General features: G+C 37.3%; 14 protein-coding genes and 2 pseudogenes. 9 read left to right on the top strand and 7 right to left on the bottom strand.

Annotated elements, in window-relative coordinates; translation table 11 throughout:
* Position 1: 1 nt before the first annotated feature.
* Both BAU27_RS07545 and BAU27_RS07550 read right to left on the bottom strand, forming a co-directional pair.
* Complete coding sequence (locus tag BAU27_RS07545; protein ID WP_071770546.1) at positions 2-2,053, bottom strand: transglycosylase domain-containing protein; 2,052 nt, start codon at positions 2,051-2,053, stop codon at positions 2-4.
* A gap of 100 nt (positions 2,054-2,153) precedes the next feature.
* A complete protein-coding gene (locus BAU27_RS07550) occupies positions 2,154-2,879 on the bottom strand; it encodes a glycerophosphodiester phosphodiesterase (protein ID WP_071770547.1) in 726 nt (241 codons plus the stop codon).
* 152 nt (positions 2,880-3,031) lie between these two features.
* On the opposite strand from BAU27_RS07550, the gene BAU27_RS07555 reads away from it, so the two are divergent.
* The 4 genes from BAU27_RS07555 to speB all read left to right on the top strand — a co-directional run bounded on the left by BAU27_RS07555 (position 3,032) and on the right by speB (position 6,714).
* Positions 3,032-3,439: a MerR family transcriptional regulator gene (locus BAU27_RS07555; protein WP_071744036.1), complete on the top strand. Its 408-nt coding sequence runs from the start codon at positions 3,032-3,034 to the stop codon at positions 3,437-3,439.
* A 5-nt stretch (positions 3,440-3,444) separates the two neighbouring features.
* Positions 3,445-4,608 (top strand): MFS transporter, encoded by a 1,164-nt coding sequence (locus BAU27_RS07560; protein ID WP_071744037.1) that lies wholly within the window; start codon positions 3,445-3,447, stop codon positions 4,606-4,608.
* 186 nt (positions 4,609-4,794) lie between these two features.
* On the top strand, positions 4,795-5,622 hold the full coding sequence (gene speE, locus BAU27_RS07565) for a polyamine aminopropyltransferase (RefSeq protein WP_000424696.1): 828 nt from the start codon (positions 4,795-4,797) through the stop codon (positions 5,620-5,622).
* 219 nt (positions 5,623-5,841) lie between these two features.
* Complete coding sequence (gene speB, locus BAU27_RS07570; protein WP_001209823.1) at positions 5,842-6,714, top strand: agmatinase; 873 nt, start codon at positions 5,842-5,844, stop codon at positions 6,712-6,714.
* Between the two features lie 99 nt (positions 6,715-6,813).
* On the opposite strand, the gene BAU27_RS07575 is transcribed toward speB, so the two are convergent.
* Entirely contained in the window at positions 6,814-7,851 is a 1,038-nt protein-coding gene (locus BAU27_RS07575) for a PTS sugar transporter subunit IIC (RefSeq protein ID WP_071744038.1), read from the bottom strand.
* 234 nt (positions 7,852-8,085) lie between these two features.
* Between BAU27_RS07575 and BAU27_RS07580 the strand changes: the two genes are divergently transcribed.
* Positions 8,086-8,448, top strand: coding sequence for a YxeA family protein (locus BAU27_RS07580; protein ID WP_071770548.1), 363 nt, complete (start codon positions 8,086-8,088; stop codon positions 8,446-8,448).
* 25 nt (positions 8,449-8,473) lie between these two features.
* Here the strand turns inward: BAU27_RS07580 and BAU27_RS07585 are convergent, their stop codons facing one another.
* Positions 8,474-9,460, bottom strand: a complete 987-nt coding sequence (locus BAU27_RS07585; protein WP_071770549.1) for a S66 family peptidase — start codon at positions 9,458-9,460, stop codon at positions 8,474-8,476.
* Between the two features lie 202 nt (positions 9,461-9,662).
* Here BAU27_RS07585 and BAU27_RS07590 point away from each other — a divergent pair, with 202 nt between their 5' ends.
* The 4 genes and pseudogenes from BAU27_RS07590 to BAU27_RS32785 all read left to right on the top strand — a co-directional run.
* Positions 9,663-10,100, top strand: coding sequence for a YwiB family protein (locus tag BAU27_RS07590; RefSeq protein WP_071744041.1), 438 nt, complete (start codon positions 9,663-9,665; stop codon positions 10,098-10,100).
* Positions 10,100-11,770: an arginine--tRNA ligase gene (argS, locus tag BAU27_RS07595; RefSeq protein WP_001086435.1), complete on the top strand. Its 1,671-nt coding sequence runs from the start codon at positions 10,100-10,102 to the stop codon at positions 11,768-11,770. The genes BAU27_RS07590 and argS overlap by 1 nt, the downstream gene beginning before the upstream one ends.
* 105 nt (positions 11,771-11,875) lie before the next feature.
* Positions 11,876-12,047: pseudogene (locus tag BAU27_RS33525) on the top strand (RNA polymerase sigma factor); the annotation flags it as partial.
* Positions 12,041-12,199, top strand: a pseudogene (locus BAU27_RS32785) (anti-sigma factor); the annotation flags it as partial. The pseudogenes BAU27_RS33525 and BAU27_RS32785, both read left to right, overlap by 7 nt.
* Positions 12,200-12,225: 26 nt before the next feature.
* On the opposite strand, the gene BAU27_RS07600 reads toward BAU27_RS32785, so the two are convergent.
* The 3 genes from BAU27_RS07600 to map form a co-directional block, all read right to left on the bottom strand.
* Complete coding sequence (locus BAU27_RS07600; RefSeq protein ID WP_071770550.1) at positions 12,226-12,600, bottom strand: hypothetical protein; 375 nt, start codon at positions 12,598-12,600, stop codon at positions 12,226-12,228.
* Positions 12,601-12,745: 145 nt separating this feature from the next.
* Positions 12,746-14,146 (bottom strand): M28 family metallopeptidase, encoded by a 1,401-nt coding sequence (locus BAU27_RS07605; RefSeq protein ID WP_071770564.1) that lies wholly within the window; start codon positions 14,144-14,146, stop codon positions 12,746-12,748.
* Between the two features lie 536 nt (positions 14,147-14,682).
* Positions 14,683-15,477 (bottom strand): type I methionyl aminopeptidase, encoded by a 795-nt coding sequence (map, locus tag BAU27_RS07610; RefSeq protein WP_116733419.1) that lies wholly within the window; start codon positions 15,475-15,477, stop codon positions 14,683-14,685.
* Positions 15,478-15,590 lie beyond the last annotated feature (113 nt).

Genomic DNA, 15,590 nt, shown 5'->3' on the forward strand with positions numbered 1-15,590 from the left:
CTTACCACGGGAGATATTTCTTCCACCAACCCGTCTTTTTCTTCTCTTCACTAACCTTTTCAAACTCTTCTTTATCATCAACGTGATCCATACAATATTCAGTGGGCTCTGTACCTTTTGTGAAATACATTTTCACAGAAATGGGACAATTTTTTGTAGCAATCTTACCGTTTTCAGGGTTAACGTCGACCGCAACAACATCTGCTGGTTGTTTGAACTCTTTTTTAGGCTGTCCATCCAATCCTTTTTCCATTGTATCGGTCCATATTTTTTTCGCGTATCCTTGTTCTGCTACATTTGAAATGGATTTAGGTTGATCGTATCCAATCCAAACCCCTGTTACAAGTTGCGGAGTAAATCCAATCATCCAACTATCAGTTTCTGTTGAACCGGACTTTCCAGCATACGTTCTTGATAGTTTGGATAACATCGATTGTCCGGTCACAGCGGCATAACTACTTAGTTTTTTATTAAACATACCTGTCATCATTTCTTCCATCACAAATGCTTTGCTCTTATCGAGAACTTGATTGCTCTCCAAATGAGCGTCGTATAACATGTTCCCTTCATGATCCATAATGCGCCTTATAAAGATAGGTTTTACTTCTTTTCCGCCGTTTGCAAACATGCTATAAGCGTTCACCATTTCAATCGGTTTTACAGGGGACGTACCGAGAGCTAGAGAAGGCACATCTTTTAATGCACTCTTAATTCCGAATTGCTTCGCTGTTTTTGCGAGCGTGTCATCTCCTAAAAACAAATTTGTTTTCACAGCATATATGTTATCAGAGACTGCGAGGGCTTGCGCCATCGTTACGAAATCATCTGCATAATAATCTTTATAGTTTTTCGGTTTATACTTTGAAACGCCGTCACCTAAAGTGAATACAGTGTATTCGCTTTTTAAGCGCGTAGTAGGGGTGAATCCTCGTTCCAAGGCCGCGTAATATAGAAATGGTTTAAATGTAGAGCCAGGCTGACGAACGGCTTCTGTAGCCCTGTTAAATTGACTCGTATTATAATCAGTTCCTCCAACAAGAGCAGCCACTTCACCTGTTTTTGGATTCATAGAGACGAGGGCAGTTTGGATGTTTGTTGTTTCAGGTATATGATCTTTGACAGCTTGTTCTGCTACAGATTGTAACTTAGGATCTAGCGTTGTATAAATACGCAAGCCACCTCGTTGTAAGGCTTGCTCATCTAATCCGATATCCCGAAGAAGAGAAGCTTGTACAGCATCTTGGAAATAAGGCGCGACCTCTGCCACTTTTTTCGTATCTAATGAGGCGAAAGTTAGCGGTTCTTTTTTTGCTGAAGCTGCTTGCAGCTTCGTAATATAACCTTGCTCTACCATTTCATCTAATATGAGAGATTGACGTCCTTTAGCACGTTCTTCTTTTAAAAAGGGAGAGTAGACACTAGGTCCTTTCGGGATTCCTGCAAGCATACTAGCTTCTGCTAATGTTAATTCTTTTGCTGTTTTATCGAAATATAGACGAGACGCGGCCTCGATGCCATAAGCGCCATGTCCGTAATAAATTGTATTTAAATATCCTTCTAAAATATGATTTTTATTATAATTCACTTCAAGACGGACAGTGTACATTGCCTCTAGTAGTTTTCGTTTCCACGTTTTATCATGATCTAGATATAGATTACGTGCGTATTGTTGTGTAATCGTACTAGCTCCTTGCACCTTTGCCATTGCTTTTAAATCAGCAACAATTGCACCTGCAATACGTTTCATATCGAAGCCATGATGCTTATAAAATCTTTGGTCTTCAATAGAAAGTGTCGCTTCTTTTACATAGGGAGAAATTTCGTCAAGAGAGACATTGTAACGCTTTTGTATTTCGTTACTTTGTCCAATAACTGTATCATCGTTCGCGTAAAAGACACTCGTTTGCGGAACTGCAACAGGGGGAGGTCCCATAATTTTTGCAGCTATAATGATAATGAAAAAGGAAAAAACGAAAAAAAGAACACAAGAAAACATTACGGTGAAGAAAAGACGTTTATATTTTTTAAGTTTTGGATTCATAGTTTGATCCATCTTTTTCAGCCCCTCATTAATACAAGCATTATTGTATTAGTATTGAGGGTTTTGGTTTATTTTAAACAATGAAATTTTGAAAACAAAAAAGCCCCTTGAATTAAGAAAGGAGCTCAAAGGCACGTGCTGGCCAATCGGTAATAATGACATCTACGCCATAATCAATCATAGTTTGCAAATCTTTGTATTCGTTCATTGTATAAGGACGGAAAACATATCCTTGTTCTTGTGCTAACTGTACAAATTCTTTGGTTAATAGCTGGAAATTTGGATGTAATCCAGTTGCTTCTCTACGCTTTGCCTCGACAATAGGATCAGCAAGTGGCGTATCATATAAAATTGCCCTTGGGATTTCAGAGGCTATCTCTGCTAATAATGAAACAGAGTCATGGTTAAATGAGGAGAATACAATTTGATTAGATAGATGGTATTCTCGAACAAGAGCGACAACTTTCTCTTCGATATTAGGATAGTGAATCACATCTGTTTTTAACTCAATGTTAAGTTGTAAATTTGTTGTAGATAGCCAAATGAATACTTCGCGTAACGTTGGAATTTTTGCTTCATGGAAAGAAGGATCTTTATGGCTACCAGCATCTAGAGTTTGTAATTCCTCTACAGTTTTTTCAGAAACAAGTCCTATGCCATTTGTTGTACGATCGACGGTTTCGTCGTGAATTACAACAAGTTCACCATCTTTTGATAAATGGACATCAAGTTCAATTCCATGAGCACCAATGCGTTCGGCTTCTTGAAAGGCAATCATCGTATTCTCTGGATGTGTCCCTTTTACCCCGCGGTGAGCGAAAATAAGTGGTTTATTCATGTGAAAATCTCCTTATCATCTCTTTTTCTTCATTATGAAACTGCCTTGGGAAAAATACAATTGAATAGGACAAACATTTACAAAAGTCTAACAGTTGCATAAAAGTTAACGTTAACGTAAAATGTAATAATCAAGTGAAGGGAGGAATAAACATGTATAAAATCGATGAAGTAACAAAGCAAGTGGGTTTAACAAAGCGTACACTTCGTTATTATGAGGAAATTGGTTTAATTCATCCCCCAGAACGAAGTGAGGGGAACATTCGCCTGTATACAGATGAGGACATTGCAAGAATTAAAAAGATTGTGGAAGCGAAAGAAGTGCTAGGAATTACACTTCAAGAAATGCAACATTTCTTATCGTTAAAAGAACGAATGGAACAAAGAAGAAATAGCGAGAATCCTCGTGACCGTGAAGTTATTCAAGAAATTAAAGAGATGCTTGAAAAACAAGTGCAAACGTTAGACGAGAAAATGGAGCAAATGCAGCGCGTGAAGGCAGAGCTAGAGGATAGTTTAAGTCGAGCGGTTACATTTTTAGAGAATACAAAAGGAGAGTAATCAAAATGGAGAGCAAACAAAAATTAGGGAGATTGATTACAGTGGTGGCTACCTTCCTTGCCTTTTCAGGTATAGGAGTAGTCGACCCAATTTTACCAAGTATTGCTGAACAAATTGGTGCTTCGCATTGGCAAGTCGAGATGTTATTTACAGCTTATATTTTAACGATGGCAATTATGATGTTACCAGCTGGAATATTTGCATCAAGATTTGGTGATAAACGAATGATGACGATCGGTCTTGCGATTGTAACTGTGTTTGCATTTATATGTGGTATATCTCAAACGATTGCTCAATTATCTCTTTTCCGTGCAGGGTGGGGATTAGGAAATGCGATGTTTTTTGCTACAGCAATGACACTTTTAATAGCATTAAGTAAAGAAGTTCATGAAGCAGTAGGATTATATGAAGCAGCTATCGGTTTAGGGATGGCAGGTGGCCCATTGTTAGGTGGTATATTAGGTGGACATTCTTGGCGTTACCCATTTTTCGCAACGAGTATTTTAATTTTCTTAGCATTTATTTTAGTATTCTTTTTTGTAAAAGAACCGGAGCGAGAAGTGAAGCGTAAAGCAGCAGGCGTAGGTGAATTACTTAACCTGGTGAAGTATAAACCGTTTATGCAAGGTGCCATTTCAGGAATGTTATACTACTACGGATTTTTCGTCGTGTTAGCATATTCACCACTGATTATGCATTTATCTGCTATTCAATTAGGATTTGTATTTTGCGGATGGGGATTAGCATTAGCTTACGGATCAGCAATTTTAGCGCATAAGCTAGAAGGTAAATATGAACCAAAAACATTGTTAAAAGGTAGTTTACTCGTATTTGCGATTTTCTTAATTGCACTATTCTTCGTTAAAATCATGTGGTTACAAATCGTGTTAATCGTTCTATCAGGATTAGCATCAGGATTAAATAACGCGTTATTTACAAGTTATGTAATGGATATTTCACCTTATGAAAGATCTGTTACATCAGGTGTTTATAACTTTGTTCGTTGGTTAGGAGGCGCGATTGCTCCAATTTTATCAGGAGTCATCGGTCATACAGTTTCACCACAAAGTCCGTTTTTAGTCGGTGGAATTGTTGTATTAGTTGGTTGCGTAATGATCTTAATTCCGATTCGTAAACCGGTAGAAATAGAGACAGAAACCCTTTCTTAAGAAAGGGTTTTCTTTCCTGTTGCAGAGCAAACCCTTTTTGCATATATGTTAGAACCCTCTGACTAAAATATATTTTCGGTATTTTTGTACTTTTAACTATACTTTTTGGATGTTTTGTTTTATTTTTGTTAGGGGACATTAATGATGTCCCTATTATAAATTTGCATTGAAAGGCGTGATTGTACGATGGAACTATGGTTCACTGAAAAACAAACAAAGCATTTTGGGATTACGGCGCGTATTAACCGCACATTACATACGGAGCAAACAGAATTCCAAAAACTTGATATGGTTGAAACGGAAGAGTTCGGAAACATGCTTATTTTAGATGGCATGGTTATGACAACTGAAAAGGACGAGTTCGTTTATCATGAAATGGTAGCGCACGTACCTTTATTTACACATCCAAACCCTGAAAACGTATTAGTTGTAGGCGGTGGCGATGGCGGTGTTATTCGTGAAGTGTTAAAACACCCAAGCGTAAAGAAAGCAACTCTTGTTGAAATCGATGGAAAAGTAATTGAGTACTCTAAACAATACTTACCATCAATTGCAGGCGCATTAGATAATGAGCGTGTAGAAGTAAAAGTAGGAGACGGTTTCCTACACATCGCAGAAAGCGAAAATGAATATGACGTAATTATGGTAGATTCTACTGAGCCAGTAGGCCCAGCGGTAAACCTATTTACAAAAGGCTTCTACGCTGGAATTTCTAAAGCGTTAAAAGAAGATGGTATTTTCGTTGCTCAAACGGACAACCCTTGGTTTACACCAGAACTAATTACAACTGTGTTTAAAGACGTAAAAGAGATTTTCCCAATTACTCGTTTATACACAGCGAACATTCCAACTTACCCAAGTGGACTTTGGACATTCACAATCGGATCTAAAAAACATGATCCACTAGAAGTAAGTGAAGAGCGTTTCCACGAAATCGAAACGAAATACTACACAAAAGAATTACACAATGCAGCATTCGCATTACCGAAATTTGTTGGCGATTTAATTAAGTAAGAAATCGAGTTTGAACAAATAAAGTGTAAGTAGCTCATTTAAGGTGTTTGTCCAGAAGACTTGAGCATGCTAGCTACTTATACTTCTGTAAAGAAAATCGTCTTCTTATTGTTAAAAAAGAAGACCCCGGTAAATCGAGAAAGAGGAGCAGTGCGCTCCAAATTTGAGAAATAGTGAAAGGTTGGGATACCTTAAGTTCCACATAAGGAGGAAAAGAATATGCGTTTTGATGAAGCTTATTCAGGTAAAGTATTTATTAAAAGTCATCCAAGTTTTGAAGAGTCAGAGGCAGTTATTTACGGGATGCCAATGGATTGGACAGTAAGTTACCGTCCAGGTTCTCGCTTCGGCCCTGCACGTATTCGTGAAGTATCGATTGGACTAGAGGAATACAGTCCGTATTTAGATCGTGAACTAGAAGAAGTAAAGTATTTTGATGCGGGTGATATCCCATTACCATTTGGGAACCCACAACGCAGCATAGACATGATTGAAGAATATGTATCAAAACTTTTAGATGCCGATAAGTTTCCACTAGGTCTCGGCGGTGAGCACTTAGTGTCTTGGCCAATTTTTAAGGCAATGGCAAAAAAATATCCGGATTTAGCAATCATCCACATGGATGCTCATACTGATTTACGTGAATCGTATGAAGGAGAGCCTTTATCTCACTCTACACCAATTCGTAAAGTGTGTGATTTAATTGGTCCGGAAAACGTATATTCTTTCGGAATTCGTTCTGGAATGAAGGAAGAATTTGAATGGGCAAAAGAAGTAGGTATGAACTTATACAAATTTGACGTATTAGAACCGTTAAAAGAAGTATTACCGAAACTTGCAGGACGCCCAGTCTATGTCACAATTGACATTGACGTATTAGACCCAGCTCACGCTCCTGGAACAGGAACGTTAGAGGCTGGAGGTATCACATCTAAAGAACTATTAGATTCCATCGTAGCAATTGCAAATTCAAATATAAATGTAGTTGGAGCAGATTTAGTAGAAGTAGCTCCTGTCTACGACCATAGTGATCAAACACCAGTTGCAGCAAGCAAATTCGTGCGGGAAATGCTGCTCGGCTGGGTAAAGTAAAAGTGAAGCCGACTTGTTCAGAGTCGCCGATATAATTTCACTTAATGTCATATGACATAAAAAAGAGCTATTCTCATCATTTGAGAATAGCTCTTTTTCTTATGCGACTTTCTCTTCCGAAGTAATGCCACGAATTTCATCAGCAGAACGGATTGGATATTTACGGAATACAATTGATCCAACGTATCCAACAATAGTGGTAACGATTCCACATAATATAGCAGCGATTGTTACTTTTACAACGTCATTAAATCCGAATAAGACAAGAAGTCCTGGAATTGGTGATGCTGTTCCTGGCGCGTTATTAACGAGCTGGAATAGCGATGTAATAATACCAGCAAGTGCACCGCCAACGAAGTTAGTCGTATAAATTGGAATTGGATTTGCTGAGACAACATCGGCTTGTGTTAACGGTTCGATTGCTACAGCGATTGTATCTTTCTTTGAACAAATTTTTAGTCGTTTAAAGAAAATAAAGTTCAACGGGGCTGAGGCTGCTACGGCAAGACTACCAATTGCCATTGGTAAACCTGTTAATCCGAGCATTGCAGTTAGTGCCATAGAACTTAATGGAGAGGTAGAAATAACTGTTATTAATCCGCCAAGCATAATACCCATAATGATAGGACTTTCTGTAGTTGCAACTGAAATCATAGAACCGATTTTACCGAGTGTTGCGTTAACAAGCGGGTCCATAAGCATTGCCATTCCGCGTGAGATTGGTGCAGCAATAAATAAAATTGCTAAAAATTCTACACCAGCTGGTAATTTCTTTTCGAGAAATTTCACAACGAAAGCACAAACGTATCCGGCGAAAAAACCTGGTAAAATACCGAATCCACTAGTAGCGATACCGATTAAAACAGCATATACGGGTGAAACACCGATTGCTAATGCTACTAAAATCGCTGCTGCGACACCGCTCATACTACCAGAAGCTTCTCCTACTGATTGTAAAAAGTCATTATGAAACATTTCTCCACCGATATAACGGTGAAATGCTTCAATCAGAAAACTTGCGATTGCTGCATTAGCCAAAGCACCCATTGCTTTCATTCCGTAAGGAGCACGGTAACTAAAAAGTGTAAATAGACAAAGTACAACAAGTAATAGTGCTAAACCTTGCAAGATAGCCATTTGAAAACTGTCTCCTTTGATTTTTGTAATAAAAATTTGTATCATTCAATAATAATATAAAAGTTTGTTAAACGGAAAAACTTTTTGCCCGGAAATTGCTGTAAGGTGAAAAAGCCTTACAATAATGTAAGGGAAGTGTAAGACATTTCGATAGAGTATAGTATGCTTTTTTTCGTATAATACAGGTATAGACATACGGTTAGTGAGAAAGAAGTGCAAACAGGAGGCGCATTTATGAAATTGGTAATTAAAGTTTTAGCTGTGTTCGCTATTATTTTGGGTGGAACAGCGTACTATTTAAACACAAAAACAGAAGGTGTGCATGCTTTTGTAGACAACTTCTTTTCAAATAAAGAAATACAAGATTATTATGCAGTTATAGATAAAGGTGAGAAAAAAGACGATGAATATTTGTATACATTTAAAGGGTATACAGAAGATGGAAAGTTACAAGTTATTAAAAGAATGGTGAACCGTGAATTGCATACGGGTGCTTTTATAAAAATTTATGCAAAAGGTATGCAAGGAAAAGGATGGGCTGAAATCCAGAAAGAGTCAATTCCACAAAAAGCATTGCAAAAGATAGAAAAACCATAAAAGGAGCGAATCGTTCGCTCCTTTTTTAGTGCGTTAAAATGGTGATAGCTGAACTTTCTTTATTAGAAATGATTTTTGCACGTCCGCCAATTGGGAAAGTGAAAATCGGAGTTGTATGCCCGAAACTAGCGTTTGCAATAATAGGTATATGTGTAAGTTCGAATTTTGAAGCAATCATTTCTTGAATGTCTTCTATCGTACATTCTGCTCCTTTTTGCATTCTTCCTATAACAATGCCTTTTACATGTTCAAAGTCAGGTTGCTGCATAAGAGAATGTAAATATCGATCAAAAGTTTTTAGGGTAGCTTTTCCGGTTAAACTATCCTCTTCAAGAAATAAAATTTTGCCCTGTAAGCTTGGCATATATGGTGTACCTTGCAGTAAATTAAATGTGCTCATATTACCACCAATAATATCTCCCGTCGCTTCCCCTTCTTGAATTGAAACATATCCTTCATTTTTAATAAATTCTCGATTTTCTTGATCCATATACCAAGAATCATCGCTCCATGTTTCAGCCGGTAATATTTCAATAGGCTCATTAGAAGCTAAACATTTTAAAAAGTAATCAGTCGTATAATCGAGCCCTTTTTCCATTCCGAATGAAGAGAAGTGAGGACCTGAATATGTAACTAAGCCTGTTTTTGTGTAAAGTGCGTTATTTAAAGCGGTAATATCAGAATAGCCACAGAAACATTTCGGATTTTCTCGAATTAAATCATAATCGAGATGTTTTAATAAACCGTTAGAGTTGTATCCTCCAAGTGTCGTCAAAATTGCTTTTACATTAGGGTCTTTAAATGCTTCATGAAAATCTTGAACGCGTGAAGAAATAGAAGAGGAAGCAAATTGATCTATCTCATCAGCATATTTTGAGAATGTAACTTGAAAGCCCATGTCGGTTAATCTTTTTATAGCAAGCTCTCGGTTCGTATTTGAGACAATACTTAAACTACAAGATGGTGAAATAATCCTTATTTCATCACCTTTTTTTAATTTTGTTGGTAGCATTAGATTCACCTCTTTAAATGAAAAAATATTCAGATTTTAAAAATATTTTAACATACGAAATAAAGAGAAGTTGAATTATTTTTTGAAAAGGAGTTTTCCTGATTTTTCAGCAGACAGACAGAGTCTTTTTTTGATATGATAGGAAAAGTGATTTATTATAAGTAGTATTTAATATCTATAACATTTGAAAGGTGTGCAAGACGTGAAGAAACAACTTGCAGGCTTGCCAGTACACGTTCATTTCGTAACAGAAATCCGTGAAGGGGCGAGGAAGGAAACCGTTGCTTTTGAAGCAAATGGTCAATACTATGTAAAAGGTCAAGGTACATATATAACATTCCAAGAGCCGAACGAACAAGGCGAAGTGAAAACAATTATTAAAATTCAAGATGAACAAGTTCTCATTATGCGTTCAGGTGCTATTTCTATGCGTCAGACGCATGTGAAAGGTGAATGGACAACTGGTACGTATACGAGTGAACTTGGTACGTTTGTATTGCAAACGAAAACTGATAACGTTCTTTTTAAATGGTCGGATGAAAAGAAAAAAGGACAACTCTTCTTAACGTACGCATTGCTTCTAAGTGAACAAGAAGCTGGCAGATATACAATTACAATTAATTTGAAGGAGGCAAAATAATGAATTCTTTAGAACAAGTAAAAGGATTGATTAAAGAAGAAATTCAAGCTGCTGTATTAAAGGCAGAATTAGCAACAGAAGAACAGATTCCAAACGTTATATTAGAATCTCCAAAAGATAAAACAAATGGTGATTTCTCTACAAATATGGCAATGCAACTTGCACGCGTTGCGAAAAAAGCGCCTCGTATGATTGCAGAAGAATTAGTTGCAAACTTCGATAAAGCAAAAGCTTCTATTGAAAAAATTGAAATCGCTGGTCCTGGTTTCATTAACTTCTACATGGATAATAGCTACTTAACAGACTTAATCCCAACAATCGTAAACGCTGGTGAAGCATACGGTGAAACGAATACTGGTAAAGGTGAAAAAGTACAGATTGAGTTCGTATCTGCGAATCCAACAGGCGATCTTCACTTAGGACATGCACGTGGTGCGGCAGTAGGTGACACTTTATGTAACGTATTAGCAAAAGCAGGGTACGATGTATCTCGTGAGTACTACATTAATGACGCTGGTAACCAAATTCATAACTTAGCTCTTTCTGTTGAAGCTCGTTACATGCAAGCGTTAGGTTTAGAGAAAGAAATGCCAGAAGACGGTTACCACGGTGCAGACATCATTGGAATCGGTAAACGTTTAGCAGAAGAGTTCGGCGATCGTTATGCGAAAGCTGATGCGGAAGAAAGCTATGAGTTCTACCGTTCATACGGTTTGAAATATGAGTTAGCGAAACTTCAAAAAGACTTAGAAAGCTTCCGTGTTAAATTTGATGTATGGTTCTCAGAAACATCATTATACAAAAACGGAAAAATCGATGCTGCACTTGCAGTATTAAAAGAGCGTGATGAGATCTTTGAAGAAGGCGGAGCAACTTGGTTCCGTTCAATGACTTACGGTGACGACAAAAACCGTGTATTAATTAAAAACGATGGTTCTTACACATACTTAACGCCAGATATCGCTTACCACCGTGATAAATTAGAGCGTGGTTTCGATAAGCTAATCAACATTTGGGGTGCCGATCACCATGGTTACATTCCTCGTATGAAAGCTGCTATTCAAGCGCTAGGTTATGATAAAGAAACACTTGAAGTAGAAATCATCCAAATGGTACAACTGTACCAAAATGGTGAAAAAATGAAGATGAGTAAGCGTACAGGTAAAGCAGTTACACTTCGTGAGCTTATGGAAGAAGTAGGCGTGGACGCAATGCGTTACTTCTTTGCAATGCGTAGCGGTGATTCTCATTTAGACTTCGATATGGACTTAGCTGTATCAAAATCTAATGAAAACCCAGTATACTATGCACAATATGCTCATGCTCGCGTATGCAGTATCCTTCGTCAAGGTGAAGAGTTAGGATTAGCTACAGGCGGAGACGTGAATTACAAACTTGTTACTTCTGAGAAAGAAGTAGAGTTACTGAAAAAACTTGGTGAATTCCCAGCTGTAGTTGCGGATGCAGCGCAAAAACGTCTGCCACACCGCATTACAAGCTATGCATTTGAATTAGCAGCAGCATTACACAGCTTCTACAATGCAGAAAAAGTATTAAACCAAGATAACTTAGAATTAAGTAAAGCTCGTTACGAATTAATGAAAGCAGTACGCACTACACTTCAAAATGCATTAGCAATCGTAGGAGTATCTGCACCAGAAAAAATGTAATTAAGAAGAGCGGAAGCGGCTGTTTAGTCCCGAAGGCTAAGGTTCTTAGACGGAAGGGGTTAGGAGGCAGAGCTCACTTTAAATAAAAGGCAATCACACGATGTTGTGATTGCCTTTTTGTATGGAGATAATAAAATAATTATCAAACAAAAGGAGAATTTGCGTCGTCTTATATAAACGACAGGAGGTTTAAGATGGAAGAAAAGGTAGAAGAATTAATTGATATATATATAAGCAAATATATTCCCTATGCTATAAATTAGCGAAAACGAAAGACAAGGGGAAGGGATAAAAGAGTTGAAGGAGATCTGTGAATCGAAAAAAGGTGTTTTTACAGTTACATTAAAAGCAAATGAAAAGTATGTGTTTAATATAAGTGGTGTAATGGTGAAAGATGGATTTGTAAAAGTAAATTGGAAAGAGAAATAAAAGAGGCCCTGTAAAGGACCTCTTTTCTATTGAATAGTATAAGTAACAGAAAAGCTAACAGGACTATAGTAAACGTAAGGTGCATGAAATTGAACGTACATATTTCCATCTGTTTTTGCAGTGAAAATTCGGCCGTAACCATCAGAATAATGCCCAATAAGGTTATGATTTGAGTCATAAACACTGTAACTAGGAGTTTTGCTGTTAGGTTGAATTGTTAGCTCTTGTCCCTTTTGAAGGAAAATAGGTTCTTGTTCAGAACTAGCTCCAGTTTGCAAAGAATAAAATTTTGTAAAGCTTTGTTCTTGAGCGGCAGCAGCGACTTTTGTTTCAGGAATAAACGCGGTAGCGCCAGTAATTCCTGTTAAAGTTAATGCGCCGGCTAAAATCATATTTTTCATAGTAGAAAAGCCTCCTGATTAGTTGTAATCATTTTTGTTACAGTTAATATTGTATACGATAATGAATAGGAAAAAATATGTTTTTATGCATATATATTTTTTCTCAATAAAAGACCACTAATTAAATCAGTGGTCTTTTAAATGATTAAGCAGCTTTCTGTTCAGTTTGAGTAACAGGTTTTTGAAGGGTGTTATAAACACCAGTTCCGATAACCTCTAATGCCATTTTCATACGTTCAGGTGAAATGTTTTCGAATACATTATCTTGAGGTGTATGGTATACCTTCTCAATATGATAGATTAATGGATTCCAACTATCGACACCCATCCAAATAAATAGAGCAGCAGGAATACCAGCATCAGCAAACGGCACGTGATCACTTGAACCGAATTTTCCTTGAAGAACGAGGTCAGTATTTAATTGTTTACCTGCTTGCAAAGCAGCATCGGTTACAAGGTTTGTAGATCCATCAGGTGTCATAGCATATAAATTTTTTGCTTTATCATAATTTGTAGCGACCATATCAGCGTTAAAGACACCTAAAATGCGGTCACGTTCTTTTTGGGATAGACTATTCACATAATAATCCGAACCAAGTAATCCAGTTTCTTCAGAACCGAAAGCAATAAAGCGGATTTCTTTATCAGTTTCTACATTTTGAAAAGCACGAGCCAATTCTAATACTAGTCCTGTTCCAGAAGCATTATCGTTAGCACCAGGTGCTCCAACTACACTATCATAGTGTGAACTTACAACGACTGCTTTTTCATTGCCTGTACTCTTTTTTGGTTTCTTTTTCGCGATAACATTGAGGGATGTTAAATTAGATTCGTGTCTAGCTTTTAATGAAAGGAGTGTAGTTCCTTTTTTCGCGATTTCTTCTTTAAATGCATTTCCCTGCGCGTAAGCAAGACCAAATACAGGTACAGATTGTTTTTTCGTTAAGCGAGGATTGAAAGTTTGTCCATAGTTTCCTCGTCCTCCAATTAAACTGTATAAAAGAACTCCTTTTGCTCCTTTACTAACAGCATTCTCAACTTGTTTATTATAGTCTGCTACTGTTGTTCCTCTTTCAAATAAAACAATTTTGCCATTTACTTCATTTGGGATATCTTCTAATTTTGTACCACCTTGAACAAAGATAAGAGGAGCTGTAACAGCTTCTGTAGAAATTAGTGCATTAGGAGCAGCACCAGCTTGCCAATTGCGTTTTGTGGATAGTGGTGATTCAATGAATCCAACGTACTGATCGGGCACTTGAAATGGCTGATATTCTACTTCATAGCCCATTGATTTAAGTTGCATACCAACGTAGCGAGAGGCCCATTCTTCTGATTTTGTCCCACCAGGACGAGGACCAATTGTTTCGGATAAAAATCGGATATGTTCGATGGCACGATTTGCATCAACTTGCTTTGTAATAGGTGGGGTTTGCGTGATTTCTGATGTGGAATCAGCTTTTGCTTGTCCAATTGGGGCTAAGCTAACGGCGAGTGATACAGCAAGCAAGGAGCTTACTATTTTTTGTTTCAGTGATTTTCTCATTTTTTCCTCTCCCATTCTTCTATTCTCTCTGACTGACAAAAGAAGACGGATAACGACTTTATTTTACCTTTATATGTATGAATTTTCAATAAATGTATATTGAGAAATAAAAAACGCTATATGCACATTTGCATATTTTTAGCGGATATATGTATGCTATCATTTTAAATGAAGGATTGCTTTCAGTTCTGAAGGCTCCTACATTGCATGAATCTAGTGTACCCAAACTTTAGATTATGTAGGGAAAAGAGATCTGTTATAGGGTTTCTTTTCTTTTGTTTGAATCATGTGATGATAACTATGTTTCCGCATTTCATAATTATCATCAATGATATATGTAAGGCATCCATATGAAAATACGAGGCTGTTCAAGAGTTTTCCGTACTTTTGGGCAGCCTCACCCCGTTAAAAAGGTGATACTTTGATGTATCACCTTTTTATTTTTATAAGCTTTCTGTTTATTGGGATGTTACATACTTAAAAATAATAAAAACAGCCGCTTTAGTAGAAGGAATCTACAAAACGGCTATTTTTTATTATAGTTGAGTTAAAATAATTGGCTCGCCACGAGTGACGACAACTGTATGTTCACATTGTGCAACAAGGCTTTTGTCTGGCGTAACGAATGTCCAACCATCATCACCGCGCTCAATAATATGATCTGCTTTCATTGAGATGAATGGCTCTACAGCGATAACAAGACCGTCTTTTAGAAGTGCATTATCCATTGGATCATAGTAGCTTAAAATGTGGTTTGGAGCTTCGTGTAAACTAAGACCAATGCCGTGACCAGTTAAGTTTTGGATTACGTTATATCCACTTTTATGTGCAAAGTTAGAAACAGCACGACCAATTTGATTTTGTTTTGATCCAGCTTTTACTTTTTTCATTGCTTCCCAAAATGCATCTACTGCAGCTTGGCATAGCTTTTCTTTTTCTTCATCTTCTCCAAGAACAAATGAGATACCTGTATCTGCATAATAGCCGTCAAGTGCTGCCGATACGTCTACGTTTACTAAATCGCCTTCTTTTAATACACGATCGCCTGGAATACCGTGAGCAACTTCTTCGTTTACACTAATGCAAGTTACACCTGGGAATTTATATTCTTTTTCAGGCGCTGAAATAGCACCGTTCTCGTCTAATACTTTTTTACCAATTAAATCAAGCTCTTTCGTTGTCATACCTGGCTTCGCTTGTTTTTTCATTTCTTCGCGTGCAAGTGCAACGATGCGGCCGATTTTTCGTAAACCTTCTAAATCTTGCTCATTACGAATAATCATGAAAACCACTGTCCTTCCTCGAATATATGTCTTATCCGATTGTATCATGTTTGTTTTTGTACTGCTACTCGCGTGCGGTATGCGGGTTGATTCATCTCATAGAGAATACATGACAATTGTCATATGGATGTCATGACGCATCATACTGTTTCCTAACTTTT

It is taken from the genome of Bacillus sp. NH11B (assembly GCF_001884205.1).
Classification (GTDB): Bacteria; Bacillota; Bacilli; order Bacillales; family Bacillaceae_G; genus Bacillus_A; species Bacillus_A proteolyticus.